This window comes from Streptomyces sp. NPDC059398 (assembly GCF_042751845.1).
GTDB lineage: Bacteria > Actinomycetota > Actinomycetes > Streptomycetales > Streptomycetaceae > Streptomyces.
Window position 1 is genome coordinate 52,114 of the sequence record NZ_JBHYWP010000019.1, and the last position, 26,983, is coordinate 79,096.

The 26,983-nt window shown below is 70.1% G+C and carries 24 protein-coding genes; 12 read left to right on the top strand and 12 right to left on the bottom strand.

Features of this window, described 5'->3' with window-relative positions:
- Window positions 1–16: 16 nt before the first annotated feature.
- The gene (locus tag ACFXBC_RS09835; RefSeq protein WP_385020980.1) at window positions 17–1,600 is read right to left on the bottom strand and encodes an acyl-CoA carboxylase subunit beta; all 1,584 of its coding nucleotides are present in this window, start codon (window positions 1,598–1,600) and stop codon (window positions 17–19) included.
- Window positions 1,601–1,719: 119 nt separating this feature from the next.
- On the opposite strand from ACFXBC_RS09835, the gene ACFXBC_RS09840 reads away from it, so the two are divergent.
- The 4 genes from ACFXBC_RS09840 (at window position 1,720) to ACFXBC_RS09855 (ending at window position 6,154) form a co-directional block, all read left to right on the top strand.
- A complete protein-coding gene (locus tag ACFXBC_RS09840; protein ID WP_385020983.1) occupies window positions 1,720–2,610 on the top strand; it encodes a biotin--[acetyl-CoA-carboxylase] ligase in 891 nt (296 codons plus the stop codon).
- A 181-nt stretch (window positions 2,611–2,791) separates the two neighbouring features.
- Window positions 2,792–3,946 carry an adenylate/guanylate cyclase domain-containing protein gene (locus ACFXBC_RS09845; RefSeq protein ID WP_385020986.1) on the top strand — a complete coding sequence of 385 codons (1,155 nt, stop codon included), beginning with the start codon at window positions 2,792–2,794 and terminating at the stop codon, window positions 3,944–3,946.
- A gap of 115 nt (window positions 3,947–4,061) precedes the next feature.
- Entirely contained in the window at window positions 4,062–4,901 is an 840-nt protein-coding gene (locus tag ACFXBC_RS09850; protein ID WP_385020989.1) for an enoyl-CoA hydratase/isomerase family protein, read from the top strand.
- Window positions 4,902–5,011: 110 nt separating this feature from the next.
- Window positions 5,012–6,154 carry a diguanylate cyclase domain-containing protein gene (locus ACFXBC_RS09855; RefSeq protein WP_385020992.1) on the top strand — a complete coding sequence of 381 codons (1,143 nt, stop codon included), beginning with the start codon at window positions 5,012–5,014 and terminating at the stop codon, window positions 6,152–6,154.
- Between the two features lie 31 nt (window positions 6,155–6,185).
- Here ACFXBC_RS09855 and ACFXBC_RS09860 read toward each other — a convergent pair whose 3' ends face one another.
- Complete coding sequence (locus ACFXBC_RS09860) at window positions 6,186–6,443, bottom strand: hypothetical protein (protein WP_385020995.1); 258 nt, start codon at window positions 6,441–6,443, stop codon at window positions 6,186–6,188.
- Between the two features lie 275 nt (window positions 6,444–6,718).
- On the opposite strand from ACFXBC_RS09860, the gene ACFXBC_RS09865 reads away from it, so the two are divergent.
- The 5 genes from ACFXBC_RS09865 (at window position 6,719) to ACFXBC_RS09885 (ending at window position 11,749) form a co-directional block, all read left to right on the top strand.
- On the top strand, window positions 6,719–7,075 hold the full coding sequence (locus ACFXBC_RS09865; RefSeq protein ID WP_385020998.1) for a hypothetical protein: 357 nt from the start codon (window positions 6,719–6,721) through the stop codon (window positions 7,073–7,075).
- A gap of 251 nt (window positions 7,076–7,326) precedes the next feature.
- Window positions 7,327–8,595 (top strand): Ig-like domain-containing protein, encoded by a 1,269-nt coding sequence (locus ACFXBC_RS09870; RefSeq protein WP_385021001.1) that lies wholly within the window; start codon window positions 7,327–7,329, stop codon window positions 8,593–8,595.
- A 215-nt stretch (window positions 8,596–8,810) separates the two neighbouring features.
- Window positions 8,811–9,368, top strand: a complete 558-nt coding sequence (locus ACFXBC_RS09875) for a DinB family protein (protein WP_385021004.1) — start codon at window positions 8,811–8,813, stop codon at window positions 9,366–9,368.
- A gap of 151 nt (window positions 9,369–9,519) precedes the next feature.
- A complete protein-coding gene (locus ACFXBC_RS09880) occupies window positions 9,520–11,010 on the top strand; it encodes an ABC transporter permease (RefSeq protein WP_385021008.1) in 1,491 nt (496 codons plus the stop codon).
- A gap of 55 nt (window positions 11,011–11,065) precedes the next feature.
- Window positions 11,066–11,749 carry an ABC transporter ATP-binding protein gene (locus ACFXBC_RS09885; protein WP_385021011.1) on the top strand — a complete coding sequence of 228 codons (684 nt, stop codon included), beginning with the start codon at window positions 11,066–11,068 and terminating at the stop codon, window positions 11,747–11,749.
- Window positions 11,750–11,965: 216 nt separating this feature from the next.
- Here the strand turns inward: ACFXBC_RS09885 and ACFXBC_RS09890 are convergent, their stop codons facing one another.
- Window positions 11,966–12,826 carry a helix-turn-helix domain-containing protein gene (locus ACFXBC_RS09890; protein ID WP_385021014.1) on the bottom strand — a complete coding sequence of 287 codons (861 nt, stop codon included), beginning with the start codon at window positions 12,824–12,826 and terminating at the stop codon, window positions 11,966–11,968.
- A 169-nt stretch (window positions 12,827–12,995) separates the two neighbouring features.
- Between ACFXBC_RS09890 and ACFXBC_RS09895 the strand changes: the two genes are divergently transcribed.
- Window positions 12,996–14,042, top strand: coding sequence for an NAD(P)-dependent alcohol dehydrogenase (locus ACFXBC_RS09895; protein ID WP_385021017.1), 1,047 nt, complete (start codon window positions 12,996–12,998; stop codon window positions 14,040–14,042).
- A gap of 186 nt (window positions 14,043–14,228) precedes the next feature.
- Here ACFXBC_RS09895 and ACFXBC_RS09900 read toward each other — a convergent pair whose 3' ends face one another.
- The 3 genes from ACFXBC_RS09900 to ACFXBC_RS09910 all read right to left on the bottom strand — a co-directional run bounded on the left by ACFXBC_RS09900 (window position 14,229) and on the right by ACFXBC_RS09910 (window position 19,005).
- A complete protein-coding gene (locus ACFXBC_RS09900) occupies window positions 14,229–15,731 on the bottom strand; it encodes a hypothetical protein (protein WP_385021107.1) in 1,503 nt (500 codons plus the stop codon).
- Between the two features lie 155 nt (window positions 15,732–15,886).
- Window positions 15,887–17,122, bottom strand: coding sequence for an Ig-like domain-containing protein (locus ACFXBC_RS09905; RefSeq protein WP_385021020.1), 1,236 nt, complete (start codon window positions 17,120–17,122; stop codon window positions 15,887–15,889).
- 305 nt (window positions 17,123–17,427) lie between these two features.
- Window positions 17,428–19,005: an MFS transporter gene (locus ACFXBC_RS09910; protein ID WP_385021023.1), complete on the bottom strand. Its 1,578-nt coding sequence runs from the start codon at window positions 19,003–19,005 to the stop codon at window positions 17,428–17,430.
- 91 nt (window positions 19,006–19,096) lie between these two features.
- On the opposite strand from ACFXBC_RS09910, the gene ACFXBC_RS09915 reads away from it, so the two are divergent.
- Window positions 19,097–19,507: a winged helix-turn-helix transcriptional regulator gene (locus ACFXBC_RS09915; RefSeq protein ID WP_385021026.1), complete on the top strand. Its 411-nt coding sequence runs from the start codon at window positions 19,097–19,099 to the stop codon at window positions 19,505–19,507.
- 121 nt (window positions 19,508–19,628) lie between these two features.
- Here ACFXBC_RS09915 and ACFXBC_RS09920 read toward each other — a convergent pair whose 3' ends face one another.
- The 6 genes from ACFXBC_RS09920 to ACFXBC_RS09945 all read right to left on the bottom strand — a co-directional run bounded on the left by ACFXBC_RS09920 (window position 19,629) and on the right by ACFXBC_RS09945 (window position 24,874).
- Window positions 19,629–20,186 carry an NADPH-dependent FMN reductase gene (locus ACFXBC_RS09920; protein WP_385021029.1) on the bottom strand — a complete coding sequence of 186 codons (558 nt, stop codon included), beginning with the start codon at window positions 20,184–20,186 and terminating at the stop codon, window positions 19,629–19,631.
- Window positions 20,187–20,391: 205 nt separating this feature from the next.
- The gene (locus ACFXBC_RS09925; RefSeq protein WP_385021033.1) at window positions 20,392–21,741 is read right to left on the bottom strand and encodes an NtaA/DmoA family FMN-dependent monooxygenase; all 1,350 of its coding nucleotides are present in this window, start codon (window positions 21,739–21,741) and stop codon (window positions 20,392–20,394) included.
- Window positions 21,738–22,601, bottom strand: a complete 864-nt coding sequence (locus ACFXBC_RS09930; RefSeq protein WP_385021036.1) for a creatininase family protein — start codon at window positions 22,599–22,601, stop codon at window positions 21,738–21,740. The genes ACFXBC_RS09925 and ACFXBC_RS09930 overlap by 4 nt, the downstream gene beginning before the upstream one ends.
- Window positions 22,598–23,461 (bottom strand): dihydroorotate dehydrogenase, encoded by an 864-nt coding sequence (locus ACFXBC_RS09935; RefSeq protein ID WP_385021041.1) that lies wholly within the window; start codon window positions 23,459–23,461, stop codon window positions 22,598–22,600. Before ACFXBC_RS09935 ends, ACFXBC_RS09930 begins: the two co-directional genes overlap by 4 nt.
- 95 nt (window positions 23,462–23,556) lie before the next feature.
- Window positions 23,557–24,108: a nucleoside 2-deoxyribosyltransferase gene (locus ACFXBC_RS09940; protein WP_385021044.1), complete on the bottom strand. Its 552-nt coding sequence runs from the start codon at window positions 24,106–24,108 to the stop codon at window positions 23,557–23,559.
- A 238-nt stretch (window positions 24,109–24,346) separates the two neighbouring features.
- Entirely contained in the window at window positions 24,347–24,874 is a 528-nt protein-coding gene (locus tag ACFXBC_RS09945) for a flavin reductase family protein (RefSeq protein WP_385021048.1), read from the bottom strand.
- A gap of 394 nt (window positions 24,875–25,268) precedes the next feature.
- Here ACFXBC_RS09945 and ACFXBC_RS09950 point away from each other — a divergent pair, with 394 nt between their 5' ends.
- A complete protein-coding gene (locus ACFXBC_RS09950; RefSeq protein WP_385021051.1) occupies window positions 25,269–26,927 on the top strand; it encodes a CTP synthase in 1,659 nt (552 codons plus the stop codon).
- Window positions 26,928–26,983 lie beyond the last annotated feature (56 nt).

Below are 26,983 nucleotides of genomic sequence, written 5' to 3' on the forward strand. Positions count from 1 at the left end.
TGTCCGGAAGTGGTTCCTACAGCGGAATGTTGCCGTGCTTCTTGGGCGGCAGCGACTCCCGCTTCGTGCGCAGCTGACGCAGCCCCCGCACGATGTGCCTGCGGGTCTCGGACGGCATGATCACCGCGTCGACATAGCCGCGTTCGGCCGCGACATACGGGTTGAGCAGCGTGTCCTCGTACTCCGAGATCAGCTCGGCCCGGGTCGCGTCGGCGTCCTGCGCGGCCGCGATGGTGCGCCGGTGCAGGATGTTCACCGCGCCCTGCGCGCCCATCACCGCGATCTGCGCGGTGGGCCAGGCGACATTGAGGTCGGCGCCCAGGTGCTTGGAGCCCATCACGTCGTACGCGCCGCCGAACGCCTTGCGCGTGATCACCGTGATCAGCGGGACCGTGGCCTCCGCGTACGCGTAGATCAGCTTGGCACCGCGCCGGATGATGCCGCCGTACTCCTGGTCCACACCCGGCAGGAAGCCCGGCACGTCGACGAAGGTGATGACGGGGACGTTGAACGCGTCGCAGGTGCGGACGAAGCGCGCCGCCTTCTCGGACGCGTTGATGTCCAGACAGCCGGCGAACTGCATCGGCTGGTTGGCGACGATGCCCACCGGGTGGCCCTCGACCCGTCCGAAACCGGTCACGATGTTCGGCGCGAACAGGCCCTGGGTCTCCAGGAACTCACCGTCGTCCAGCACATGCTCGATGGCCGTGTGCATGTCGTACGGCTGGTTCGCCGAGTCCGGGATGAGCGTGTCCAGCTCCCGGTCCACGTCCGAGGTCTCCAGATCCGCCTCCTCGGGGAAGGCGGGCGCGTCGGAGAGGTTGTTCGAAGGGAGGTAGGAGAGCAGCGACTTGACGTACTCGATCGCGTCCTTCTCGTCACCCGCCATGTGGTGCGCCACACCGGACGTGGTGTTGTGCGTACGGGCGCCGCCCAGCTCCTCGAAGCCGACATCCTCACCGGTGACGGTCTTGATGACGTCGGGCCCGGTGATGAACATGTGCGAGGTCTGGTCGACCATCACCGTGAAGTCGGTGATGGCGGGGGAGTACACGGCGCCGCCCGCGCACGGGCCGACGATCAGGCTGATCTGCGGGATCACCCCCGACGCGTGGACGTTGCGGCGGAAGATCTCGGCGAACAGGCCGAGCGCGGCCACCCCCTCCTGGATCCGGGCGCCGCCGCCGTCGTTGATGCCGATGATCGGGCAGCCGGTCTTCATGGCGAAGTCCATGACCTTGACGATCTTCTCGCCGTACACCTCGCCGAGCGACCCGCCGAAGATGGTGAAGTCCTGCGAGTAGACACAGACCGGGCGGCCGTCGACCGTGCCGTAACCGGTCACCACACCGTCGCCGTACGGGCGGTTCTTCTCGATGCCGAAGTTGGTGGAGCGGTGCCGGGCGAACTCGTCCAGCTCGGTGAACGACCCGTCGTCGAGGAGCAGTTCCACTCGCTCACGGGCTGTCAGCTTGCCCTTGGCATGCTGCTTCTCCACCGCGCGCGCCGAACCGGCGTGGGTCGCCTCCTCGATGCGGTGCTGAAGATCCGCGAGCTTCCCCGCGGTGGTGTGGACGTTGATCTCTTCCGGCTCGGACATCGGGTTGCGGCTCCCTGGGTGCGCAGGCGTCTGACAGGGCGTTTCGGCTACAGACACGTAGCGTATCGGCGCTGATGCGCCTCGGCAGTGCGTCGTTTGCCACACCTACTGTGGGTTGCATGACGTCATCCGATGTACCTGGGAACCGCTGGACGGATCTGGAGCGCCCGCCGCTGAACGCGACGGCCCTGCGCCGCGCGCTGGTGCGGCCGGGGTCCCTGTGGACCTCGCTCGACGTGGTCGCGGCCACCGGGTCCACCAACTCCGACCTCGTGGGGCGCGCCGCCGGACTTGAGGAAGGGGCGGTGCTGGTGGCCGAGGAACAGAGCGCGGCCCGCGGCCGGCTGGACCGCACCTGGTCGGCGCCCGCGCGCTCCGGGCTCTTCTTCTCCGTACTCCTGCGGCCCGGCCCGCGGGTCCCGGCCGAGCGCTGGGGGTGGCTGCCGCTGCTCACCGGGGTCGCGGTGGCCGCCGGTCTCTCCCGGGCAGCGGGCGTCGACACCGCGCTGAAGTGGCCGAACGACCTGCTCGTCACGGTTCCCGGGGACTCCGGCCCGCCCGGCCCCGGGGATGCCCCGTCCGGCGCCGAGCGCAAGGCGGGCGGCATCCTCGTCGAACGCACCGCGGACGGCGCCGTGGTGGTCGGCGTCGGCATCAACGTCTCGCTCCACGCGGCGGAACTGCCCGTCCCCACCGCGGGCTCGCTGGCCCTCGCCGGGGCGGTCTCCACCGACCGCGACCCACTGCTGCGGGCCGTGCTGCGCTCCCTTGAGCAGTGGTACGGGGAGTGGCGAGCCGAGGACGGCGACCCGGCCGCCTCACGGCTCCAGGAGGCGTACACGGCGGGCTGCTCGACCCTGGGCCGTACCGTCCGTGCCGAGCTGCCCGGCGACACCTCGCTGACCGGCGAGGCCGTCGCCGTCGACGGCGACGGGCGGCTGGTGCTGGCAACCGGGGACGGCGTGCGGCCGGTCGGCGCGGGTGACATCGTGCACCTGCGCCCGGTCTGACACCGGTCCGGGGGCGGGGCGGCGTCCGGACCTGCGCCCCGCCCGACACCGGCCGGAACAGCGCCGGGCACGTGAGCTACGGCACACCTGCCGTATGGTTGAGGCGATCCGCGGGCAGATCAGCACGGAGCGTCAGCCAGATCGGCAGGGCAGTGCGCAGGGAATGGGCAGGAGGCGGCAGGTGACCGTCGACAACATCTCGTCCGGCGCGGAGGAGGAGCCCCCGTTCTCTCCGTACCGCACCCCCCACCATGAGGTCGATCACACCGCGGAGCCGAGCAACGACCCGCTCGCGATCCGGCTCGAACACCTGATTCTCGGCGCCGACCGGCGCTACACCCCCTTCCAGGCGGCGCGTACGGCCGGTGTCTCGATGGAGCTGGCCTCCCGTTTCTGGCGGGCGATGGGCTTCCCCGACATAGGCCAGGCCAAGGCGCTCACCGAGGCCGATGTGCTGGCGCTGCGCCGGCTGGCCGGGCTCGTGGAGGCGGGGCTGCTGAGCGAGCCGATGGCGGTGCAGGTCGCCCGGTCCACCGGGCAGACCACCGCCCGGCTCGCCGAGTGGCAGATCGACTCCTTCCTGGCCGGCCTGACCGAGCCGCCCGAGCCGGGGATGACCCGCACCGAGGTCACCTATCCGCTGGTGGAGCTGTTGCTTCCGGAACTGGAGGAGTTCTTGCGCTATGTGTGGCGGCGCCAGCTGGCGGCCGCCACCGGGCGGGTCGTCCAGGCCGCGGACGACGAGGAGATGGTCGACCGCAGGCTCGCGGTGGGCTTCGCCGACCTCGTCGGTTTCACCCGGCTGACCCGGCGCCTGGAGGAGGAGGAGCTCGGCGAGCTGGTCGAGGCCTTCGAGACGACCTGCGCCGACCTGGTCGCGGCACACGGCGGCAGGCTCATCAAGACCCTCGGCGACGAGGTGCTGTACGCGGCGGACGACGCGGGCACGGCCGCCGAGATCGCGCTGCGGCTCATCGAGACCATGAGCAACGACGAGACCATGCCGGAGCTGCGCGTCGGTATCGCCTTCGGCACCGTCACGACCCGGATGGGCGACGTCTTCGGCACCACCGTGAACCTGGCATCGCGGCTCACCTCGATAGCGCCCAAGGACACGGTCCTGGTGGACGGCGCGCTCGCCGAGGAGCTGGGGCGCCACGGTGACGCGCCGGTCTCCGAGTCGGAGGCCGCGGCCGAGACCGAGCGCGCCGAGAAGAACGGCGAGGAGCCGCCCGCCTACCGCTTCGCCCTCCAGCCGATGTGGCAGCGGCCGGTGCGCGGACTCGGCGTGGTCGAGCCCTGGCTGCTCACCCGTCGTACGAGTCGTACGACCTGAGGCGCCGGGGCCGCCGACGCTCCGGCGGGCGCCGGGCCGCGCGCTGCCGACCGGACGCCGGGCCGGGGCCGCCGGGGGCTGACGCGCGCGGTGCCCGCTGGCCTATCGTGCGCGGATGACCTCAGAAATCTCAGATACTGGAACGGGCACGGCTGCCGGGACGGACGCGGGTGAGCGGCGGTTCGGTGAGTACGTCGTCGTGCGCCGCCACGGCCATGTCGCCGAACTGGTCCTGGACCGGCCCAAGGCGATGAACGCCGTGTCGACGGAGATGGCACGGTCCATCGCGGCGGCCTGCGAGGCGCTGGCCGCGGACTCCACGGCGCGGACCGTGGTGCTGACCTCCACCCATGACCGGGCCTTCTGTGTGGGCGCCGACCTCAAGGAGCGCAACTCCCTCACGGACGCCGAGCTGGTGCGCCAGCGCCCCACGGCGCGCGCCGCGTACACCGGCGTACTGGAGCTGCCGGTGCCCACCGTGGCCGCCGTGCACGGCTTCGCGCTGGGCGGCGGGTTCGAGCTGGCGCTCGCCTGCGATCTGATCGTGGCGGACGGTACGGCAGTGGTCGGCCTGCCGGAGGTGTCGGTCGGGGTGATCCCCGGGGGCGGCGGCACCCAGCTGCTGCCGCGCCGCGTCGGCGCGGCCCGCGCGGCCGAGCTGGTCTTCAGCGCCCGGCGGGTCGAGTCGGCCGAGGCCCGCGAGCTGGGCCTGATCGACATCCTGGCCGACGACGCCCGCACCGGGGCGCTGGAGCTCGCGGACCGTATCGCGGCGAACTCGCCGGTCGGGCTGCGGGCGGCGAAGCGTGCGCTGCGGCTGGGCCACGGTCTCGATCTGCGGGCCGGCCTTGAGGTCGAGGACGCGGCCTGGCGGTCGGTGGCCTTCTCGGGGGACCGGGCGGAGGGTGTGGCGGCGTTCAACGAGAAGCGGAAGCCGCAGTGGCCGGGGGAGTGAGGCTCGCGGAGTCCTCCGGAGCGTCCGTCCGTCCGCATCCCACAGCCGCATGTCACAGCGCGTGAGCGCATAACTACTCAAAAGCCGCACATCGTCTTTAAGCTGAAGCAATGGGTGACGATGTGCGGCTGCGTGCAGTGGTGACGCTGGCACAGGCCATGGCGTCGGCGCAGACTCCGCGTGCGTCCTGGCGGGCGGCCACGCTCGGCGCGTGCGAGGCGCTGGGCGGCAGTTTCGCCGCGCTCTCGGTCTGGGAGCGGGAGCTGGGCCGGCTCAAGGTGCTCGCCAATGTGGGGGAGCGGGTCGAGGGCGAGGCCGAGTTCCCCGACGCCGAGACCTATCCGGTCAACCACTTCCCGGAGATCGCCGAATTCCTGCACGAGCGGTGGGCGAGCGGCGGCGAACCCAACGCCTGGGTCGAGACGGCCGACGGACCGGCCGAGTCCACGGCCGGCTACTGCCACCAGCGGGTGGCCGCGCTGCGCCGGCGCGGGCGCGGCAGCTGTGTGGTCGCGCCCATAGTGCTGCGCGGCCGGGCCTGGGGCGAGCTGTATGTGGCCAGGCCGGTGGGGACCCCTGTCTTTGACCGGGCCGACGCGGACTTCGCCACGGTGCTGGCCGCGGTGGTGGCGGCCGGACTGGCGCAGACCGAGCGCCTGGAGGAGGTCAGGAAGCTGGCCTTCACCGACCCGCTGACCGGGCTCGCCAACCGCCGCGCGGTCGACATCGGGCTGGACGCGGCGGTGGAACGGTTCCTGGCGGACGGAACCGTCGTCAGCCTGATGGTCTGCGACCTGAACGGTCTGAAGCGGGTCAACGACACCCATGGCCACGCGGTCGGCGACCGGCTGCTCGAACGCTTCGGGTCGGTCCTCTCGGTCTGCGGCGCGATGCTGCCGGGCGCGCTGGCCGCGCGCCTCGGCGGCGACGAGTTCTGCCTGCTCTCGGTGGGCCCGTCGGCGGACGCGGCGATCGCGGTCGCGGACGAGCTCTGCGTACGGGCGGGCGAGCTGGAGCTGGGGGACGGGGTGGCGTGCGGGGTCGCGTCCACCGGCGATCCGATCGGGCCGCTGAAGTCCGCCCCCCGGCTGTTCCGGCTGGCGGACGCCGCGCAGTACCGCGCCAAGGCCGCCCGGTCGGTGAAGCCGGTGGTGGCGGGGCGGGACGGCGCGGTGATGCGGCTGGCCGACACTCCTTCGCCGACCGGCGACCGCCGCCGGGTCCGGGGCAAGCGGACCGGTCCCGCCACCTGAGGGCCTGACCCTCCGATGGCCTGCGGGCCCGTCAGCCGGTGGGCGTACGGCGCCCCACGTAGACGACCGATGCCGCCCCGAGGCCCAGGAAGAGCGTGCCGCCGACCACGTACCCGGTGGTGTCCGCCCGGCCGGGAGCGGCCGGGAGAGCGGCAGTGTGCCGCTGGCCTGTGTGCACCCGGGCCCCGGAGCGCTGGTCGCCCGAGGTGTGTGCCGAGGGGACGAACCACAGGGCGCAGAGCAGGACCCCCGCCGATGCGGCGGTCAACAGCGGCCGGCGGGCTGACACAGGATCGATCTCCCTTGCTGCAAACCTGAATTGGCGCTGGTGTGCCGATGCTAGTGCCACGGCAGGCAAGGTTTGCCCCGTCGCGACGCCCGGCACGCACTCTCGCCGCACCGGCCGAAAGCCCAAGTACGTCCAGTACGAGGACTTCCGGCCGGCACGCCGAGAGCACGCACCGGACGCCGCTCCTTGACGGGCAAACCTTGCCTGCCGCGGCACTGGTGAAAGCAGCGGGTCGCAGGAAAGCCGCGGAGGCCGGGAGCCTTACGCTCCGTCGCATGACCACTGAAGAAACATCCCGCTATGTACGTCTCAAGGTCGAATTGGTGCTGGAGGTCCACGACGCACCCGCGCTCTGCGAGGCCGCGCTCGAACGGATCGCGGACGACGCGGAAGGGGCGCAGCCCGGCATGCTCGGTGAGGACCGTACGCATGCCGAGGCCACCGTCAGGGAAGACGCTGCAGAAGCGGTCGCCCACCTGGTGGACCCGCTCGACCTGCTCGGCGAGGTGCCGGGGGTCGAACTCGTCCAGGCCGGGTGGTCGAGCGAACAGATCGACTACGACCCCGATTCGCTGGAATGGGACCTGGACGAGGAAGATGAGCCGGACGACGATGGGGGTGTGACTCCGTAACCCCCTCTCCGTAACTCCGTTGTGTGACAAGGCAGTCACGGGGAGCGGGGGGCTTGGAGCGGCACGGGATCCCGGAGTGCGGGCACCGCACTCCGGGGCGGGGGCCTTCCGGGACCGCACGTGTTGTTTCCCACATCTTCACCGGATGGGGAACCGACACATCGCCACAGATGTTCTTAAAGGGCAGTGCGGGCACACAGTCACGGCGCTCAAGGTGACCTGCTCGGGGATTTTCGGGGTATTCGGCAACGATGGAGAAGCGTGTGATGACGGAAAGTAGGCGGCGCAAGAGCCTGATGGCTGCGTCCGCTCTGCTCGGCGGCGTACTGGTGCTGTCGGCCTGCAGTGGAGGCGACAGCAAGGCCGACGGCCCGGACGGTGCGAAGAAGTCCTCGCAGAGCGCGGTCGACGAGGCGGCGGCGAAGGACACCTCCGACGCCCGAATAGCGATCACGCCCAAGAGCGGCGCCGACAACGCGGGCATCAACAAGGACGCCAAGGTCGCCGTCACCTCGGGCAAGCTCACCCAGGTCACGATGACCAGCAGCACGGGCAAGACGGTCAAGGGCACCATCTCGGCCGACGGCGCCAGCTGGAAGCCGGACACCGCGCTCGACCGCTCGACCACGTACAAGATCGCTGTCACGGCCAAGGACGCCAAGGGCCGGCAGGCGCACGAGAACTCCTCGTTCACGACGGTCTCGCCCGCGCACAGCTTCATCGGCAACTTCACGCCCGAGGACGGTTCGACCGTCGGCGTCGGTATGCCGGTCTCGATCAACTTCGACAAGGCGATCACCAACAAGAAGGCCGTCGAGGACGCCGTCAAGGTGACGTCGAGCAGCGGCCAGCAGGTCGTCGGCCACTGGTTCAGCTCCACCCGTCTCGACCTGCGCCCCGACCAGTACTGGAAGGAAGGGTCGACCGTCACCATGAAGCTGGCCCTGGACGGGGTCGAGGGCGCCAGCGGCGTCACCGGTGTCCAGGACAAGACCGTCAGCTTCAAGGTCGGCCGCAACCAGGTCTCCGTCGTGGACGCCGCGTCGCACACGATGAAGGTCACCCAGGACGGCAAGACGATCAGGACCATCCCGATCTCGGCCGGCTCCCCCGAGCACACCACGTACAACGGCCAGATGGTGATCTCGGAGAAGTACAAGCAGACCCGGATGGACGGCTCCACGGTCGGCTTCACCAACGCCGACGGCAAGGGTGAGTACGACATCAAGGACGTCCCGCACGCCATGCGGCTGTCCAGCTCCGGCACCTTCATCCACGGCAACTACTGGGGCGCCAAGTCCGTCTTCGGTTCCGCCAACACCAGCCACGGCTGTGTCGGGCTCTCGGACACCAAGGGCGCCGGCGACCCGAACACCTCGGCCGCGTGGTTCTACAACCACTCGCTCATCGGTGACGTGGTCGTGGTGAAGAACTCCCACGACAAGACGGTCCAGCCGGACAACGGCCTCAACGGCTGGAACATGAACTGGTCGGAGTGGAAGGCCGGTTCGGCTGCCTGACGGCTGCCGACCAGCCGGGCGTGAGCCCGCCCCGCCCCGCACGAACGGCGGCCCGTCCCTGGTGGACGGGCCGCCGTTCGCGGTCTGCGGCCCGTGCGTTCCGCGGGGGACCGTACGGCGTTCGTACGGCGCTCGTATGGCGGCCAGCGACTGACCTAGATGGCCTCTAGCGTGTTCCTCGCCCAGTGCGACAGAACCGACAGAAGGCAGAGACCATGGTTGTCAACGAGCCCGCCCACCGCGACCAGGCCGGAACCACCACCGTCACCGGAGAGCGCGCCGACCTGCTGGAGGCGCTGGCCAAGCAGCGGCACTTCCTGCGCTTCACCACCCGTGAACTCACCGACGAGCAGGCCGGACTGCGGACCACGGCGGGCGAGCTGTGTCTGGGCGGCCTCATCAAGCACGTCACATCGGCCGAGCGGATGTGGGCGGGCTTCATCGTGGAGGGCCCCTCGGTGATGGGGGACTTCGCCACCATGACCGAGGCCGACTTCGCCCGGCGGGCCGACGAGTTCCGGATGCTGCCCGGCGAGACGCTCGCAGGGGTGCTGGCCGACTACGCCGACACGGCCGCCCGTACCGACGAACTGGTCGCCGCCCTGCCCGACCTGGACGCCTCCCACCCGCTGCCGAAGGCTCCCTGGTTCGAGCCCGGCGTGCGGTGGTCGGCGCGCCGGGTGCTGCTGCACATCATCGCCGAGACCGCCCAGCACGCCGGTCACGCCGACATCATCCGTGAGTCGCTCGACGGCGCCAAGAGCATGGGCTGACCGGGAGGCCCCCGCGCCGAGGCCACCGCGCCGAGGCCACCGCGGCGCCGTGAACGCGTCGTCGTGAACTCTCCGCGGCCCGGGGGCCGTTCTCATCCGGCTCTCACGCCGGCCTTATCCCGCCATCACGGGCGGGTCCTAATTTCACCGCATGTTCTTCACCTACCTCCGGCGCGAGCTGCGCCGCCGCAGAAAGGCGGCGCTCGTCGTCGCCTCGGGGCTCGCCCTCGGTATTGCGCTGGTCATCGTCGTCAGTTCGGTCTCCGCCGGGATGGGCCAGGCCCAGGACAAGGTCCTGCAGTCGCTGTACGGCCTCGGTACGGACATGACCGTCACCAAGGCGGAGGCGCCCGCCGGGACCACCGGGGGCAACGCACGGCCCAAGTTCCAGTTCGGCGCCAAGGGCAGCGACGACGACGCCAAGCAGAGCAGCGACCGGGTGATGGTGCAGGGCTTCCAGACCCTCTCGTCGGCGACCGTGAGCAAGGTCGGCGGGCAGAGCGGCGTCTCGGGCGCCGTCGGCGGACTGAGCCTGAACGTGCTCAAGGTCGACGGCCAGTTCAAGCGCGGCGAGTTCAAGCAGCGCTCCGGCGGCGGCACCGGCGGGCGCAGAGGCGGCGGCGGAGCCCCGCAGGGTGAGGTACAGGGCGGCGGCGCCGACTTCGACGTCGACTCGTACACCGTGTACGGCACGGACGTGGCCCACCTCGGCCTCGGCCCGCTGACCTCGTCGAAGATCACCTCCGGACGTACCTTCAAGAGCACGGAGACCGACGCCAAGGTTGCCGTCGTGGACGCCTCGTACGCCAAGAAGAAGAAGCTCAAGGTGGGCTCCACGGTGACCGTCAAGTCGGTCGCTTACAAGATCGTGGGCGTGGCCACCCCCGACAGCGGGGACGCCGCAGCCAACCTCTATCTGCCGCTCAAGCAGGCCCAGACGCTCGCCGGTGCCAAGGACAAGGTCACCACGGTGTACGTCGCGGCGACCGACTCCCAGCGGATCTCCGGGGTCAAGTCGGCCATCCAGAAGAACGTCCCCGGCACCACGGTCACCACATCCGCCGATCTCGCGGACACCGTGTCCGGCTCCCTGTCCACCGCGTCCAACCTCGCCACCAACGTCGGCAAGTGGCTGTCGATCGCGGTCCTGATCGCCGCCTTCCTGGTGGCCGGGCTGCTCACCTCGTCGGCCGTCAGCCGCCGGGTGCGGGAGTTCGGCACCCTCAAGGCGCTCGGCTGGAAGAGCGGCCGGGTCACCCGCCAGGTCGTCGGCGAGGCCCTGGTCAACGGGCTGCTCGGCGGAGTCATCGGGATCGCGCTGGGGCTGGCCGGCGCGTACATCGTGACCGCCATCAGCCCGACCCTCTCCGCATCGGTCGGCTCGTCGGGCGGCGGCCGGGGCGGCTTCGGGGGCGGCGGCTTCGGCGGCGGTATGGGCGGCGGCGGTATGGGAGGGGGCTTCGGCGGTGGCAGGCGGGCGGCGTCGAAGGCGCTCGACATCGCGCTCACCGCGCCCGTATCGGTCGCCACCATCGGTCTGGCGGTCGCCCTCGCCGTGGCCGGCGGGCTCATCGCGGGCGGCTTCGGCGGCTGGCGCGCCGCACGGCTGCGCCCCGCCGACGCCCTGCGCCGTGTCGAGTAACCCGACCGCCCGGCCGCCCACCCACCTTCCGCACAGCAGGAGTTGAGACCGTTCCATGTACGAACTCAGCGGAGTCACCAAGCGCTACCAGCGCGGCAAGAAGACCGTCGACGCGCTCGCCGGAGTCGACCTGACCATCGAGGACGGCGGCCGGCTGGTCATCCAGGGCCCCACCGGCGGCGGCAAGTCCACCCTGCTGCAGATGCTCGGCGGCCTAGACCGGCCGACCGAGGGCAGTGTCGTGCTCGACGGCGTGGACCTCGGGAAGCTCAGCGAGGCCAAGCTCACCAAAGTGCGCGCACAGAACATCGGCTTCGTCTTCCAGTCCTTCAACCTGATACCGACGCTCACCGCGCAGGAGAACGTCGAGACCGCACTCGTCCCGCTCGGCCTCAGGCCGTCCGAGCGGCGCAGCCGGGCCGCCGACGCCCTGGACTCGGTCGGTCTCGCCGAGCGCTTCGGACACCTTCCGTCGGAGATGTCCGGGGGCCAGCAGCAGCGGGTCGCCATCGCCCGCGCGCTGGTCAAGAACCCCAAGGTGCTGCTCGCCGACGAACCGACGGGCAACCTCGACGAGGGCATGCGCGACGAGATCATGGAGGTGCTCGAAATGCTCTGGAAGGAGCACGGGCTGACCTTCGTCATGGTCACCCACGACACGGCGCTCGCCCGCAGGGCACCCCGGCTTGCGACCATCCGCAAGGGCAGGGTCACCATCACCGAGAACGCGGCAGCGTAGGGCGCGCGGCCCCCGTTTCCGGGCCCCGGGTCCCGGCGGCGGGATCCGCGACCCGGTGAGCGGCCGTACGGGGGGTGGCCGCAAGGAGGGGGAGGGGCGGTACGGGGTGCGTCGGCCGCACGGGAGCGCGGCCGGACGCCCCGGCTCACCGGCCCGGCCCACCGCCCCGGCCCACAGGTCCCGCCCGCCCGGCCCGTCGGCCGAGGTGCGCTGTGCCTACCGGCTGAGGTGCGGTGTCTCCTCCATGCCCCAGGCGGCCAGCAGCCGCAGCGCCGCCAACGAGTCCGAGCCCGGTTCGGCGTGGTAGGCGATCAGGCTCTGGTCCTGGTCGCCGGGGAGGTTCAGCGTCTCGTACGTCAGCGTCAGCTCACCCACCAGCGGATGGTGCAGCCGCTTGACGCAGTAGCTCTTGTCCCGCACGGTGTGCGCCGCCCACAGCACCCGGAACTCGTCGCTCTTCACCGACAGCTCACCCACCAGCGCCGAGAGCTGCGGATCGTCCGGGAAGCAGCCCGCGAACAGCCGCAGCGAACTCACCAGCTCCGAGGCCACGCACTCCCAGTCGATGAACAGATCACGGGAGTTCGGGTCGAGGAACACGATCCGCGCCATATTGCGCTCCTCGGGCGGCAGCGCCGTGAAGTCGACGAACAGCGCCCGCGCCAGCCGGTTCGAACCGAGGACGTCCATCCGTCGCCCCAGGACGTACGCGGGCACCCCGTCCATCGCGTCCATCAGATGCTGGAGCTCGGGCCGCATCCGCTGCGGCCTGGCCGCCCCGGCCCGCTTCTTCCGCGGCTTCGGCCCCGCCAGATGCGCCAGGTGCGCCGACTCGGCGTCCGAGAGCCGCAGCGCCCGCGCCACCGAGTCGAGGACCTCGCTGGAGACGTTGTTGCCGTGCCCCTGTTCGAGCCGGGTGTAGTACGCCACGGAGACCCCGGCGAGCTGCGCCAGCTCCTCACGCCGCAGCCCCGGCACCCTGCGGTGCCTGCCCAGCTCGGGCAGGCCCACGTCCTGCGGCTGGAGGCGGGCCCGGCGGGAACGGAGGAATTCGCTGAGTTCGGCACGCTGGTCCATACACCCAGTATCCGCGCCCCGGGCACAGGTCGTAGGCCCAGCATCCTGACCCTGTCAGTAGTACGCACAGCAGGCGTAGGCACAGCAGGGAGACGGCCGGGCATGGGCGAAAGCCGCACCGTCCGGCAGGCTGGACGCACCCCCCCATTCCTGAGGAGAACGTTTCCGGATGACTGTCACCACCGTCGCCGCGTACGCCGCCCCCGCCCCGAAGGCCCCGCTGGAGCGCACCACCGTGCCCCGGCGGCCGGTCGGCGAGCACGACGTACTGATCGACATCAAGTACGCCGGTATCTGCCATTCCGACATCCACCAGGCCCGGAACGGCTGGGGCGAGGGCATCTTCCCGATGGTCCCCGGCCACGAGATCGCCGGAATCGTCGCGGAGGTCGGCCCCGGAGTCACCAAGTTCGCCGTCGGCGACCGGGTCGGTGTCGGCTGCATGGTCGACTCCTGCCGGGAGTGCGACAACTGCAAGGCCGGCCTTGAGCAGTACTGCGCCCGGGGCAACACCGGCACGTACAACGCCCTCGACAAGCAGGGCGAGCCCACCTACGGCGGCTACTCCACACACATAGTCGTCGACGAGAACTACACCCTGCGCATCCCCGAGGGCATCGGGCTCGACGTGGCCGCGCCGCTGCTCTGCGCCGGCATCACCACGTACTCGCCGCTCGCCCACTGGAACGCGGGCCCCGGCAAGAAGGTCGCCATCGTCGGTCTCGGCGGCCTCGGGCACATGGGTGTCAAGATCGCGCACGCGATGGGCGCCGATGTGACCGTACTGAGCCAGTCGCTGCGCAAGCAGGAGGACGGGCTGAAGCTCGGCGCCGACCACTACTACGCGACCAGCGACCCGAAGACCTTCGAGGAGCTCCGCGGCACCCTGGACCTGATCGTCTCCACGGTCTCCGCGCCGCTCCCGCTCGACTCGTATCTGAGCCTGCTCAAGACCGACGGCGCCATGGTCAACGTCGGCGCCCCCGAGGAGCCCGTCTCGCTCAACCTGTTCTCGGTCATCGGCGGCCGGAAGACCCTCGCGGGCTCCGGCATCGGCGGTATCCGCGAGACTCAGGAGATGCTCGACTTCTGCGCTGAACACGGCTTCGGCGCGGAGATCGAGGTGATCGGGGCCGACAAGATCAACGAGGCGTACGAGCGTGTGGTCAGCAGCGATGTGCGCTACCGCTTCGTGATCGACACCGCGACGATCTGAGGCGCTGCCGGACCGGTTCCGCCCGGGGCGCCGCCGGACCGGTGCGACCGGCTGCTCCGTGACCGACGTCACGGGGCGGCCGGGGGCCGCCGGCCGGGGAGAGCCGGGGGGACCCGGTGGTACGGACCGGGCCGCCGAACCGATCAGCACCCGGCATCCCGGCTTCCCGGCATCACGTCATCGCGCTCAACCGAGCAGCCCCCCGTATCCGGAGCCGAGCCGGTAGTCGCCCGCGTGCCGCACCGTCAGCGCGGTCCACTCGCCGCTCCGGTGCACAGAACCGCCGCCGCTCGCCCGCAGCCAGGGCGAGTACGCGATCCGTACCGTCACCGTCCCCGGCCGCGGCACATGCACCACCAGCCGTGCGTCCCCGCCGCTCACCACCCGCGCGGGCGGCTCCACCAGCGGGGTCGCACGGTGCACCCGGTAGATCCGCCAGTGGGCGTCGTGCCAGACCGGCCGGAGCCACGACGGCCCCGACCGTACGAGAGCCGCCTCGTCCTCCGCCGGGCCGTCCGGGCGCCCGTCGTGCAGGACGACGTACCCGACCGCGAACCGGTCCAGCCAGGCCCGGTAGGTGCCCGCGGTCAGCGACCCGTCGTAGAAGAGCCGTCCGCGCTCCACGTCGAGCTGGCGGTTCCAGCCGCGGGCCATGTTCACGTGCGGGGCGAGCACGGTGGCCTCGCGGTGGTCGCGGGCGGGCACCACCTCGACCCGGGTACGGTCGGCCCGCAGCCCGTCCAGTGCGCCGACGACCCCCTTCGTGTCGGCGGCCCAGGCGGGCACCGAGGTGGAGACCCGCAGGTCGTCGACGGTCTTGTCGGCCAGCCAGTAGCAGTTGAGGCAGAGCGCGGCGACCAGCACCACGCGCCGTACCCGGGTGTGCTCGGCGAGGACCGCGACCAGCAGCACGACCGGCCCCGCAAGACCGACGAGCCGCTCCACGTTCGTCCCGACCGGAGAGGCGATCAGATACGTCAGGACGACGCCGACCCCGTACACCAGGGCGCTGTACCGGATGAGCCGGTGCCGCGCGGCGGCCCCCAGCGCGGCGCACGCGGCCAGCGGCATCCAGAGCTTCCCCGCGGCCATCGGCATCTCGCCCTGGAACGGGAAGACCAGCGTCGTCGCACCGACCACCAGGAACGGCGGCAGCGCCAGAGCGAGCCCCGTGCGCCACCGGCGGTCGAGCAGCAGGGCGCCCGCGAGCACCACCAGGAACAGTCCGGCGACCGGGCTCGCCATGGTCGCCAGCGCCGCACAGACCGGCGCGGCCACCCGGCGCTCCAGCCACAGCACGGCGAGCAGCCCGACCGCGACCCCGACCGCGAAGGTGGTACGCCCGGAGGCGACGTTGCACCAGAGCGCGAGGGCGCCGAGCAGGGCGGGCGCGAGCGGCCACCGTACGCCGGAGCGCACGACGAGGCACGAGAGCACCCAGGTCCCGCCGACCCCGGCCAGCACCGAGACGGCTCTGGCCCCGCACCAGGCCATCAGATACGGCACCAGGAGGCTGTAGCTGGCGGTGTGGATCCCGCCGTACCAGAACAGGTTGTACGCCGACGCCGGATGCCGTGCGGCGAAACCGGCCCAGGCGAACTGGGCCGCCAGATCCCCGCCCCCGGTGGCCAGCACCGCCGCCCACACCGCGTACAGCGGAAGGACGCAGCCGGTGGCCACCAACGGCACGAACCACCACCGGCCGGATATCCGCCCGGAACCCGCGCCGGAAGTCAGGGCGGCGCGTATCTTTCCCCCGGCGCGCGGCCGGACCTTCTCTGTGATCCCCACGGGGAAACCCTAGAGGGTGCCGCGGGCGGCACCCTCCAGGGTTTCCGGCTGGGTCACTTCAGCGCGCTCCCGGCCGTCCACTTGTCCCAGGGGAGGTTCCAGCCGTTGATGCCGTTGTCCGGGGCGACCTGGCCGCCGCCCGCGGAGTTCTTCACGATCACCACGTCACCGACGAGCGAGTTGGCGTAGAACCAGCCGGCCGGGGTGGAGGTGTCCGTACCGCCCTGCGCGTCCCGCATACCGACGCAGCCGTGGCTGGTGGCCTGCGCGCCGAACGTGGCAGGTGCGGCCCAGTAGTTGCCGTGGATGAAGGTCCCGGACTGGGTCAGCCGCTGTGCGTGCGGCACGTCAGGGATGTTGTACTCGCTGCCCAGACCGACCGTCGTGCTGTCCATCTTGGTCTGCTGGTACTTCTCCGAGATCACCATCGTGCCGTTGTACGTACCGTGCGCGGGGGAGCCGCTGGAGACCGGGACGGTCTTGAGCGGGCTGCCGTCCCGCACCACGGTCATCGACTGCTTGGCCGCGTCCACGGTGGAGATCTGCGACCGCCCCACGGTGAACGAGAACGTCTTGTCCTGCACGCCGTAGACACCGGGGGAGACCTTGACCCCGGACAGCTTCAGCCGCACCTTCACGACCGACCCCGGTGTCCAGTACTCCTTCGGCCGGAAGTCCAGCCGCTGCGGATTGAACCAGTGGCCCACGGCCTGCTCGCCGCCGCTCGACGTGATGGTGACCGCGGACTCGACGGCCTTCTCGTTCTTCACCGGCTTGTCCAGGTTGAAGGAGACCTCCATGCCGACACCGACCTTGGCGGCGGGCTCGGGGGTGAAGAAGGCGATCACCGAATTGCTCTCGGAGACGGTGGTGAAATGGGAGATCTTCGCCAGCGTCTTGCCGCCCGGGTCCTTGGCCTTCGCGGTCAGCACGTACGGCGTGCCGCGCTCCAGGCCCTTCCCCGGCCGCCAGGAGACCTTGGACGCGGCCATCGCGCCGGGGACGGCCCGGCCGGTGTTCTGGTCCGTGAGGGTGACCGATGTCAGGGTGCCGTTCTGCACGGCGGCCCGGATGTCACCGGTGTTGATGCCGACGTTCTTGGCCCCGTCCCCCGGCGTGGTCGACAGCCGGGCCCGCGGCGTGCTCGTACTGGTGGGCTGCGGGGTCCTGGTACCGCCGCTGCCGCCGCCTCCGGACCCTGAGGAGCAGGCGGCGAGCGCCACCACCCCGACGGTGAACAGGGCCAGCAGGACGGCCCAACGGGTCCGAGGACGGCTGATCGGTATCACGACGCTCGCCTCCACTGCGACGAGGAAGGGCCGGAGCGATTGCCCGGCCGCGGTGAGTCCTGCCGGATTTCGGCTGGCTCTCTTGCGCTCTTCTGACTCTCTGTCGCTGACTTCTTGTCGCTGACTCTCTGTCTGCAGTCTGCGGCAGCCCGTGCGGAGTGCCACTTCTGGTTGCGCCTATCAGGGGGGAGCCGGGGCACCGGCCTGAGCCGGCCCGGGGCACCGGCCGCCTTCGTCCGGCGCGCCGTCGCCGGGGAGGCCCTCCGGTTCCGGGGTGACCGGCCCTGCGCGAGCCCGCTCCGGCCCTACGGTGCCGCCTTCGCCTCCGCCGGCTCCTCCTCACACCGCGCCGTCCCGGGCCGCAGCATGGCAGCGGCCAGCACCGCGGTGACCACGAGGACAACCGCGGCCGCCCCCGCGACCGTGGTGAAGCCGTGGTCGTAGGCGTGGCGGGCCGCTGCGGTGAGCCGGGTCGCGGTCGTCGACGGGAGTTGTTTCAGGAGTTCCTCCGCCGAGGCGAAGGACTCCTGCGCGGTGCTCTGCTGCTGTGCGCTCAGGCCGGGCACGATCGGCAGCCCGGTGCGGTAGGCCGCGGTCAGCGCGGTGCCCAGGACGGCCACACCGAGGCCGGCGCCGAGTTCGAAGGAGGTTTCCTGGATGGCGGCGGCCTCCCCCGAGCGTTCGGGCTGCGCCGCGGCCATGATGGAGTCCGCACCCAGGGTCATGACCACTCCCGCGCCGAGCCCGGCGGCGATGAGTGGCGGGACGAGCCTGCCGTAGTGTCCGGTGTCGCCGGTCAGCGCGAGGGCGGCCGCCGCGGCTGCGAAAAGGGCGAGCGAACCGGTCAGGGCCCAGCGGTTGCCCCAGCGGGCCGATGCCCAGGGCGCGGTCGTGGCGCCCACGGCATTCGCGGCGGCCATGGGCATCAGGGCGAGTCCCGCCCGGACCGGCGAGAACCCGCCGACCTGCTGGAACCATTGAGTGAGGAAGAACAGCAGGGCCACATAGCTGCCGAAGCAGCCGATCACACACACCGTCGCGGTGGAGAAGCGGCGGTTGCTGAAGAGCGAGAAGTCCAGCAGGGGTTCGGCCAGCCGGCGCTGCCGTCGTACGAACAGGAAGAGCAGCAGCCCGCCGACGAGGGCCGCGGCCAGGATGAGCGGATCGACGCCCACGTGCTCTCCCGCCTGCTTGAGGGCGTACACGACCCCCGCGAGCCCGGCGATCGACATGACGACGCTGGCCATGTCCCAGTGGCGCGGGGCGGGATTGCGGGACTCGGGCACCACTCGGGCGCCCACGGCGAGGATGACCAGCACGATGGGCACATTGATCAGGAAGACCGCACCCCAGCCCCAGCGTTCGGTGATCAGGCCGCCGAGCAGCGGGCCGAGGGTGGCGCCGACGCTGTGGGCCGAGGTCCAGATACCGATCGCGATGGCCCGTTCCCTGTCATCGGTGAACACGACGCGGATGATGGCCACGGTCGACGCCATGATCATCGCGGCGCCGATCCCCAACGCGACGCGAGTGGCGATCAGCTGGGACGTCGAGGTGGAGAACGCGGCGGCGGCCGAGGCGAGCCCGAACACGGCGAAACCGCTGAGCACCATGCGTTTGCGTCCGATCCGGTCCCCGAGGGTTCCGCAGGTGACCAGCAGCGAGGCGAGCGTCAGCGAGTAGATGTCGACGATCCAGAGGAGTTGCACCGCGCTGGGATGCAGGTCCAGTGCCATGCTCGGCACCGCCGCGTGCAGGACCGTCAGGTCGATTCCGCACAGGAGGAGGCTGGTGGAGACCACCGCGAGTACCAGCCATTTGCGCCGCTGGGAGATGACATCCGGCCCGGCCGGATTATGTGTGGGGGCATCGCCATTCGTCATGCTCGCACTATCGTGGGATACGAATGCAAGGCACAAGTACGGTCTTCGATGTGACGTAGTATCAAGATGTATACCGTGGTGGGGTGAAGTCGTGCGCGACAGCGCGGAAGAGACGCCGGAATACTGCGCGATCGAATGCGCCATGGAAATTCTCGGCGGCCGATGGAAACTGGCCATTCTGAAGGAACTCCTGGCTGGGACAAGGCGGTTCAGTGATCTGAAGCGTGCGATGCCTCGCATCACCCAGCGCATGCTGACGCGTCAGCTGCGTGAAATGGAGACCGACGGCCTGGTGACGAGGACCGTTTACCGTCAGGTGCCGCCGAAGGTCGAGTATTCACTCACCGAGATCGGACGCAGCCTTGACGGCATCGCGGAGCAGCTCGATTCCTGGGGACGCTGGTACCGGGACAGCCGGGCCGCGGCGACAGGTTCAGGCGGGGAATTCCCGGTGGCCCATTCGCGCGATGAAGACACAGACCTGACCGTCGTCAGCCCTTGAGCGCCGTCCCGTAATCCCTGGCGGGCGCACGAAGCCTGGGATTACGGGACCCGTGGCCTCGATCGCGCAGCCCGCCACCCGGTACCGGAACCTCCGTGCGGAGCGTGCTGACACGGGGCGCTCAGGACGCGGAGCCCCCGGCGGCGGCGAGGGCGCTGAGCACCTGACGCAGCTGTGCGACCGCTTCGGGGTCGTCGGCCGGGTGCGTCCCGGCGAAGCGGCTCGCCGAGCGGGGTATCGAGAGTCCGGGATCCTCCAGGACCGTGGCACCGGCGATACCGGCTGACCTGCGGGCGTCGTCATGGGCCCACGCACCGCCGTACCGGCCGAGGGCCGTGCCGACGACGGCAGTCGGCGAACCCGCCAGGGTGCTGGTTCCGTACGGGCGTGACAGCCAGTCGATGGCGTTCTTCAGCACGGCGGGCACGGTGCCGTTGTACTCGGGGGTGACGAGCAGGAGCGCGTCGGCGCGCGTGACACTCTCCCGCAGTCGGGTGGCGGCCGCGGGACGCCGCTCGTCCGTGTCGATGTCCTCGTTGTAGAAGGGCACATCGGCCAGGCCCTCGTAGACGGTGACCTCGACGCCCTCGGGGGCGTGCTTGACGGCGGCCTCGGCCAGCTGACGGTTGTACGAGCCGGAGCGCAGGCTGCCGACGAGGGCGAGGATGTGGACGGACATGGATTCTCCGTGAGTTGTCGGGTGGCCGGGAAGGGCCGGACGCGGCCCACGGTTCCTGCCGACCCGTGGCCTGCCCGGCGTGCTCGCGCAAGCCAGGGGCCGGCCCGGGGCCGGCGCGCCCGGGTCCCACGGCCGTGCCGCCGTCGTGGCCCGGGGGCCGGATCCCGACGGGCCACGACGACGGCACACGGCCGCGGAACCGGACTCAGAACTCCAGCAGGTTCTGCCGGAGGGTGTTTCCCGGTGTGTACGCGGAGCGGGTGAGCCCCCGGCGCTGGAGCGCCGGCACGAGCCCGTCGGTGACCTCCGCGATGTAGCGGCGGTTCAGCCGCAGCACCGGTGTCGTGATCATGAAGCCGTCGCCGCCGACCTCCTCCATCGCCTCGCCCATCCGCTCGGCCACCTGGTCCGGGGTTCCGATCAGCTCGATCGAGGAGACCAGACCGCCCGCGGCGTCGACGACCAGCTCGCGCAGCGTCTTGCCGCTGCCCCACTGCTGGAGCTGGTCGAGTGAGCCCTGTTCCCCATTGGTCTCCAGCCGGTACGGGAGCGGCTCGTCCAGATCGAACTGCGCGAAGTCGATCTCCGTGAGCGCGGATGTCTCGGCGAGGATGTCGTGGATGAACTGGGGCGAGTTGACCATCCGGTGGTGCTTGTCCCGCGCGTCCTGTTCGGTCTCGCCGAGCACGGGCGTGACACAGAACAGGACCTTGATGTCGTCCGGGTCGCGCCCGTGGCCCTTGGCGTGGGCCCGGACATCGTCGCGGAACTGCTTCATGCCGTCCACGCCGTTGGCGATGGCGATGATCGAGTCCGCGTTGCGGGCCGCGAACGCCCGGCCCCGCGGTGAGGCCCCTGCCTGGACGAAGGCGGGCCGGTGCTGCGGCGAGGGCACGGTGTTGAGCGGGCCGCGCACCTGGAAGTACTTGCCCTTGAAGTGGATGGGACGGACCTTGGTGTGGTCCGCGTACACGCCCTTCTCGCGGTCGAGTACGACAGCGTCGGCGTCCCATGAGGCGAAGAGCTGCCTGACGACATCGACGTACTCGTCCGCCATCTCGTAGCGGACATCGCGCGACGGCAGCTTGTCGAGGCCGAAATTCTGTGCTGCCAGGTCCTCGGCGCTGGTCACGATGTTCCAGCCGAACCGGCCGCCCAGCATGCTGTCCAGGGTCGAGGAGAGCCGCGCCGTCATGAACGGCGGATACGCCAGCGTGGACAGGGTGGACACAATGCCCAGCTGTGAGGTCGACAGCCCCATGGCCACGGCCAGCGGCACGGGGTCGTGCTTGGGCACCACCATCGCCTGTTTGAGGGCCGCCTCGGAAGATCCGCCGTAGGACTCCGGGACCATCAGCTTGTCCTCGACGATGACGTAGTCGAAGCAGGCGCGCTCCAGCGCCTGGGCCACCTCGGTGTGGAACTTGCCGTCCCACGGCGAACCGCCCGTCCCGAACGGGCCCTGCCAGTCGTCCGGGGTGAAGTTGAAGATGAAGGCGAGATGGAACTTCCCCGCCGCCCGGTCGGATTCCCGCTGTGCGTTGCCGTGGGTCATGCGCCTCGTCCCTTCGTTGCGGCTGCGGGCGGTGCGGCCCGGTCCAGGTCCTCTTCGTGGCCGTTGGGGGACGTACGGCCGCGTCGGTCCGGGCGGCTGCGTGCCAGCAGCAGTCCCTCGCCCCGCTGGATCATGGCCAGGGCCTCGTCGGTCACGTGCCGGAAGAGCTTCTCGCCGAGCTCCGCGCTGGAGCCCGAAGTGGAAGAAAGAATCCCGTTGTTGGTGGTCTGCTTCACGTCGATGGGGTGCAGATAGACCCCGCTGCGCGGCGGGCTGTCGTGGTCGGGCCGTGCCTCGGTCACCAGCTCCGGGCGCACGTGCAGCATCAGGCTGGTCTCGGTCAGGCCCGCGTGCTCCGCGTGCCATCCCGGGAATCCGGGTACCTCGGCGGCGATCCAGGATTCCCGCACCAGGCTCCACCAGCTGAACGCGTAGACCTCGGGACCGTCCAGGAGCCCCCGGCCCCGTACCTGGTCGATCGCTTCGAAGAGGAACGGCTCGTTCTCGAAGTGGCCGTTCACGATGACCAGACGTTCGAAGGGAAGCGCGACGAGCGACTCCAGCACCTCCCGTATGTAGCGGATCAGGGTGTCGCCGCCGACGTACAGCGTCCCGGGGAAGGAGAGCCCGCCGCCGCTCTGCGGGAGCGAGCGGGCGGCGATCTGATGCAGGGGCAGGGTGAATGCGTCGAGCCCGGCGGCGATCTCGGCCGCGAACGCCTCGGCGAGATCGGAGTCGACGCTGAGCGGGAGATGAGGGCCGTGCTGTTCGGTGGCGCCGATGGGCCAGACCAGGGTCCGCCCCTGGACGGACCGGTTCACTTCGGAGCTGGTCAGGGCGGAGAACGGCCGCCGGGTCACCGGACCGCCCCCGCCGGGCGTCCCAGAACGGCGTCGGTCTCGGTGACGAGCCGGTCCAGCGTCTCGTACATGTCGGTGTGCAGCGCCGTGTAGACCTGGGCCACATTCGCACCCACGCTCAGGTAGTCGGCGACGTCCCGGCCGGAACTCACACCACCGCACCCCAGCACGGGGAGTTCGAAACCATGTCGGCGAAGCCGCCAGATGGCTGCGAGTACGAGGGGTTTGATGGCGGGGCCCGAGTAGCCGAAGACACCGCCGAGTTCGAGTTCACCGCTTTCGGGCGAGACAGCGGCACCGGAGATCGTGTCGCTGACGGTGACGGCATCCGCGCCGCCCGCGATGGCGGCGCGGACCCGCTCCTCCAGGCCCTCGCCGATGGCGAGTTTGACCGAGAGAGGCAGTGCCGAGTGTGAGCGGGTGGCCGTGGTGTAGGCGTGGACGCGATCGGGGCTGTCGTCCTCGCCGCCCGGCCCCTCGTTGATGCAGGAGATGCCGAGTTCCAGCGCCCGGCAGCCGGTGGCCTCCACCCGCGCGGCCAGCTCACCGAGCTCGGACGGACTGTCGGCGTGCACCGATGCGATGACCGGTAACCGCTCCTCCGCGAAGGACGTCAGTACCGTCAGCCAGTGCTCGACGGACCTCTTGGAGTACGTGGTGCTGTTGAGCATGCCCGAAGGCAGTCGTAAGATCCGCTCGTCGAGATCCTTGGGCGGATTCGGGTGGATCGTTTTGGTGACGACGGCGCCTGCACCGGTCGCCAGCAGCTTGCGGATGTTGCGTTCCTGGTCGGTGAGCAGACCGGACCCGACAACGACGGCGTTCTTGAGGGTGAGTCCCAGAATGCGTACGTCGGACAAGTGATCCTCCGTGGTAGAGCGGCTAGGGGAAGCGCGGCCGGCAGGCCGGGAGCCGGGGTCACCGGGCGCGCAGGAGCGGCTGGCCGCGAGGGCCGTCAGACGCTGATGCCGACGGCCGGCCCGAGCACATCCCGCTGCACCTCGGTGGCGGCGACGACGGCGTCGATCAACAGGCCGGGCTTCTCGTTGAACTCGTCGAAGTCGATGACCTGAACCGAACCCACCCGGTGCAGCCCCTTCAGCAGGTGGCTGGCGGAGTCCACGAACGGCTGCTTGGTGACCAGCACGATGGGGCGGCCCAGCGCGGTGGCCCAGCCGAGTTCGACGTGGGTGCCGTCGGTGCGGCGCAGGGTGAGGTCGGGCAGCACCGGCAGCACGGGGACGAACACGTCGCACTTGCGCATCCAGCGGAAGTCACGGACCGAGACCTGCTCGGGGGTGAACTGTGCGGTGTCCTCACCGAACTTCTCCGCCACATGGGCGGAGAAGATGTTGCCGCCGTTGTCCCGGACGGTCCCGATGGCCCTGGTGATGGCGGTCTGGAGGTCACCCGCGAAGCCCTCCGGGAGGATCGCGTGCTGGATCGGGCCGCCGATGAAGACGTCGAGACCGGTGAGCAGACCGGACCGGCGGGGGGTGGTTGACATGTGAAATTCTCCTGACAGACATGGGGCGTCCATATGGCGCCCATGTGGGCGTGGGGGCGGCATCGCCTGGATTCGGCGCCGGGACTGAATTGCGCCATAATCAGGGGACGCCGGAGGGGGTGGCCAGAAAGGATCAGGCCCTTTCAAGTGGCCGACTTTCGATGATCTGGCGGGAAAGCGATAGGTGTACGTACGGGGGTTGAGCGCGCTTTTCCTGCCTCAATTTTTGCCTTTACGGTTACGTGGTACCGGCTGCATTTTCGGCCAACGATGCATATCGGCCACGGTGATAGAGCAAGGGCTTTCTTTCCTCATCCGTGTTCAGCGCGAGAACCCGGGCGGCGACGACGAAATGGTCGCCCGCGTCGAACTCTGTCTCGGTCGCGCACTCCAGCCAGGAGCACGCGCCGTCGAGTCTCGGGGACTCACCGGGCGGACAGCTCCATCTCAAGCCGGCGTACTTGTTGCCGCCAGAGCGGGCGAAACGCCTGCTCAGGTCGCTCTGATCCGCGGCCAGGACGTTCACGCAGAACCTGCCCACGCCCCTGATGACCGGCCAGGTGGTGGACGTCCGGCCGGGACAGATCAGAATCCGCGGCGGATCGAGGGACAGGGAGGAGAACGCCTGGCAGGTAAATCCGACGGGCCCGTCCGGACCCATGGCGCTGATGACGGTGAGACCTGTACAGAAGCTTCCGACGGCCAGACGGAACGAGCTGTCGGTAACACTGTCCTGAACTGTGGTGGATGCGCTTTCGCCATGCAAGAGCGTTCCTCACGGTAGAACGGTGGACCCCGAGCTGCACGTGGTTCTGTGAGCTTTCTCGGAGGTTTAAAAGTCTGCACTAAATGGCGACTTCAGGCAAGACACCTACCGATCATGAGCAAGGACTTGTAATGATCCAGTTATGGTGAATGATTTAGGAATCCTGGAATGCGCCAACTGGCGCGTAACAGCTGCTTTCCAGGTCGATCCACGAGCCGGCAGCGGTGAAATCGCGCCGATCCCCGGCGCGCACGAGCGCACGCTCGTCCGCCGGGGCCGACGGCGCACCGGCTCCCGGGCCGTCCGCCCCGAGGCGGCGCACGACGTGCGCTGAGCGGCATCCTTGTCGCCCCTCCCAACCAGCCCTGAACCGCCATCAGACGGGAGTTCACTGGTGCCCACGCATCCGTCCACACGGCCGACCAAGCACATCTTCGTCACCGGGGGTGTCGCATCCTCGCTCGGCAAGGGGCTGACCGCCTCCAGTCTCGGTGCGCTCCTCAAGGCCCGCGGCCTGCGCGTCACGATGCAGAAGCTCGACCCGTACCTGAACGTCGACCCGGGCACGATGAACCCGTTCCAGCACGGCGAGGTGTTCGTCACCAACGACGGCGCCGAGACCGACCTGGACATCGGCCACTACGAGCGTTTCCTCGACGTGGATCTCGACGGTTCCGCCAACGTCACCACCGGCCAGGTCTACTCCACGGTCATCGCCAAGGAGCGGCGCGGCGAGTACCTCGGTGACACCGTGCAGGTCATCCCGCACATCACCAACGAGATCAAGCACCGCATCCGCCGGATGGCCACGGAGGACGTCGACGTCGTCATCACCGAGGTCGGGGGCACGGTCGGCGACATCGAGTCGCTGCCGTTCCTGGAGACCGTCCGCCAGGTCCGCCACGAGGTCGGCCGGGACAACGTCTTCGTGGTGCACATCTCGCTGCTGCCCTACATCGGCCCGTCGGGCGAGCTGAAGACCAAGCCCACCCAGCACTCCGTCGCGGCCCTGCGCAACATCGGTATCCAGCCGGACGCCATCGTGCTGCGCGCCGACCGTGAGGTGCCGACCGCGATCAAGCGCAAGATCTCGTTGATGTGCGATGTCGACGAGGACGCCGTGGTCGCCTGTGTCGACGCCAAGTCGATCTACGACATCCCGAAGGTGCTGCACACCGAGGGCCTGGACGCCTATGTCGTGCGCAAGCTCGACCTGCCGTTCCGCGATGTCGACTGGACCGTCTGGGACGACCTGCTGGACCGCGTCCACAACCCCGACCACGAGGTCACCGTGGCCCTGGTCGGCAAGTACATCGACCTGCCCGACGCCTACCTCTCGGTCACCGAGGCCATCCGGGCCGGCGGCTTCGCCAACCGGGCCCGGGTCAAGGTCAAGTGGGTCACGTCCGACGACTGCCGGACCCAGGCCGCCGCGAAGAAGCAGCTCGGCGACGTCGACGCGATCTGTATCCCGGGCGGCTTCGGCGAGCGCGGTGTGGACGGAAAGGTCGGCGCGATCCAGTACGCCCGTGAGAACCGGATCCCGCTGCTCGGCCTCTGCCTGGGCCTGCAGTGCATCGTCATCGAAGCGGCGCGGAACATCGCGGACATCCCCGACGCCAACTCCACCGAGTTCGACGCGGTCACCGGCCACCCGGTGATCTCCACGATGGAGGAGCAGCTGGCCTACGTCGAGGGCGCGGGCGACCTGGGCGGCACCATGCGGCTCGGCCTCTACCCGGCGAAGCTCGCCGAGGGCTCGCTCGTCCGTGAGGCGTACGAGGACCAGCCCTACGTCGAGGAGCGCCACCGCCACCGCTACGAGGTCAACAACACCTACCGCGCCGAGCTGGAGACCAAGGCCGGCCTGGTCTTCTCGGGCACCTCCCCGGACAACAAGCTCGTCGAGTACGTCGAGTACCCGCGCGAGGTGCACCCCTACCTGGTCGCCACCCAGGCCCACCCGGAACTGCGCTCCCGCCCCACCCGGCCGCACCCGCTCTTCGCCGGCCTGGTCAAGGCCGCCGTCGAACGTCGGGGGCGACAGGAGTGAACGAAGGAGCCCCGGCGCCGGGAGCGCCCTGAAGATCTTGCCAGGGCTACCAGGAG

Coding starts and splice junctions, on each gene's coding strand:
- ACFXBC_RS09910 (WP_385021023.1), bottom strand. CDS start 19,005: ATGACGAATGGCGATGCCCCCACACATAATCCGGCCGGGCCGGATGTC.
- ACFXBC_RS09925 (WP_385021033.1), bottom strand. CDS start 21,741: ATGACCCACGGCAACGCACAGCGGGAATCCGACCGGGCGGCGGGGAAG.
- ACFXBC_RS09855 (WP_385020992.1), top strand. CDS start 5,012: ATGGGTGACGATGTGCGGCTGCGTGCAGTGGTGACGCTGGCACAGGCC.
- ACFXBC_RS09880 (WP_385021008.1), top strand. CDS start 9,520: ATGTTCTTCACCTACCTCCGGCGCGAGCTGCGCCGCCGCAGAAAGGCG.
- ACFXBC_RS09895 (WP_385021017.1), top strand. CDS start 12,996: ATGACTGTCACCACCGTCGCCGCGTACGCCGCCCCCGCCCCGAAGGCC.
- ACFXBC_RS09840 (WP_385020983.1), top strand. CDS start 1,720: ATGACGTCATCCGATGTACCTGGGAACCGCTGGACGGATCTGGAGCGC.
- ACFXBC_RS09875 (WP_385021004.1), top strand. CDS start 8,811: ATGGTTGTCAACGAGCCCGCCCACCGCGACCAGGCCGGAACCACCACC.
- ACFXBC_RS09865 (WP_385020998.1), top strand. CDS start 6,719: ATGACCACTGAAGAAACATCCCGCTATGTACGTCTCAAGGTCGAATTG.
- ACFXBC_RS09870 (WP_385021001.1), top strand. CDS start 7,327: ATGGAGAAGCGTGTGATGACGGAAAGTAGGCGGCGCAAGAGCCTGATG.
- ACFXBC_RS09835 (WP_385020980.1), bottom strand. CDS start 1,600: ATGTCCGAGCCGGAAGAGATCAACGTCCACACCACCGCGGGGAAGCTC.
- ACFXBC_RS09890 (WP_385021014.1), bottom strand. CDS start 12,826: ATGGACCAGCGTGCCGAACTCAGCGAATTCCTCCGTTCCCGCCGGGCC.
- ACFXBC_RS09850 (WP_385020989.1), top strand. CDS start 4,062: ATGACCTCAGAAATCTCAGATACTGGAACGGGCACGGCTGCCGGGACG.
- ACFXBC_RS09920 (WP_385021029.1), bottom strand. CDS start 20,186: ATGTCCGTCCACATCCTCGCCCTCGTCGGCAGCCTGCGCTCCGGCTCG.
- ACFXBC_RS09885 (WP_385021011.1), top strand. CDS start 11,066: ATGTACGAACTCAGCGGAGTCACCAAGCGCTACCAGCGCGGCAAGAAG.
- ACFXBC_RS09940 (WP_385021044.1), bottom strand. CDS start 24,108: ATGTCAACCACCCCCCGCCGGTCCGGTCTGCTCACCGGTCTCGACGTC.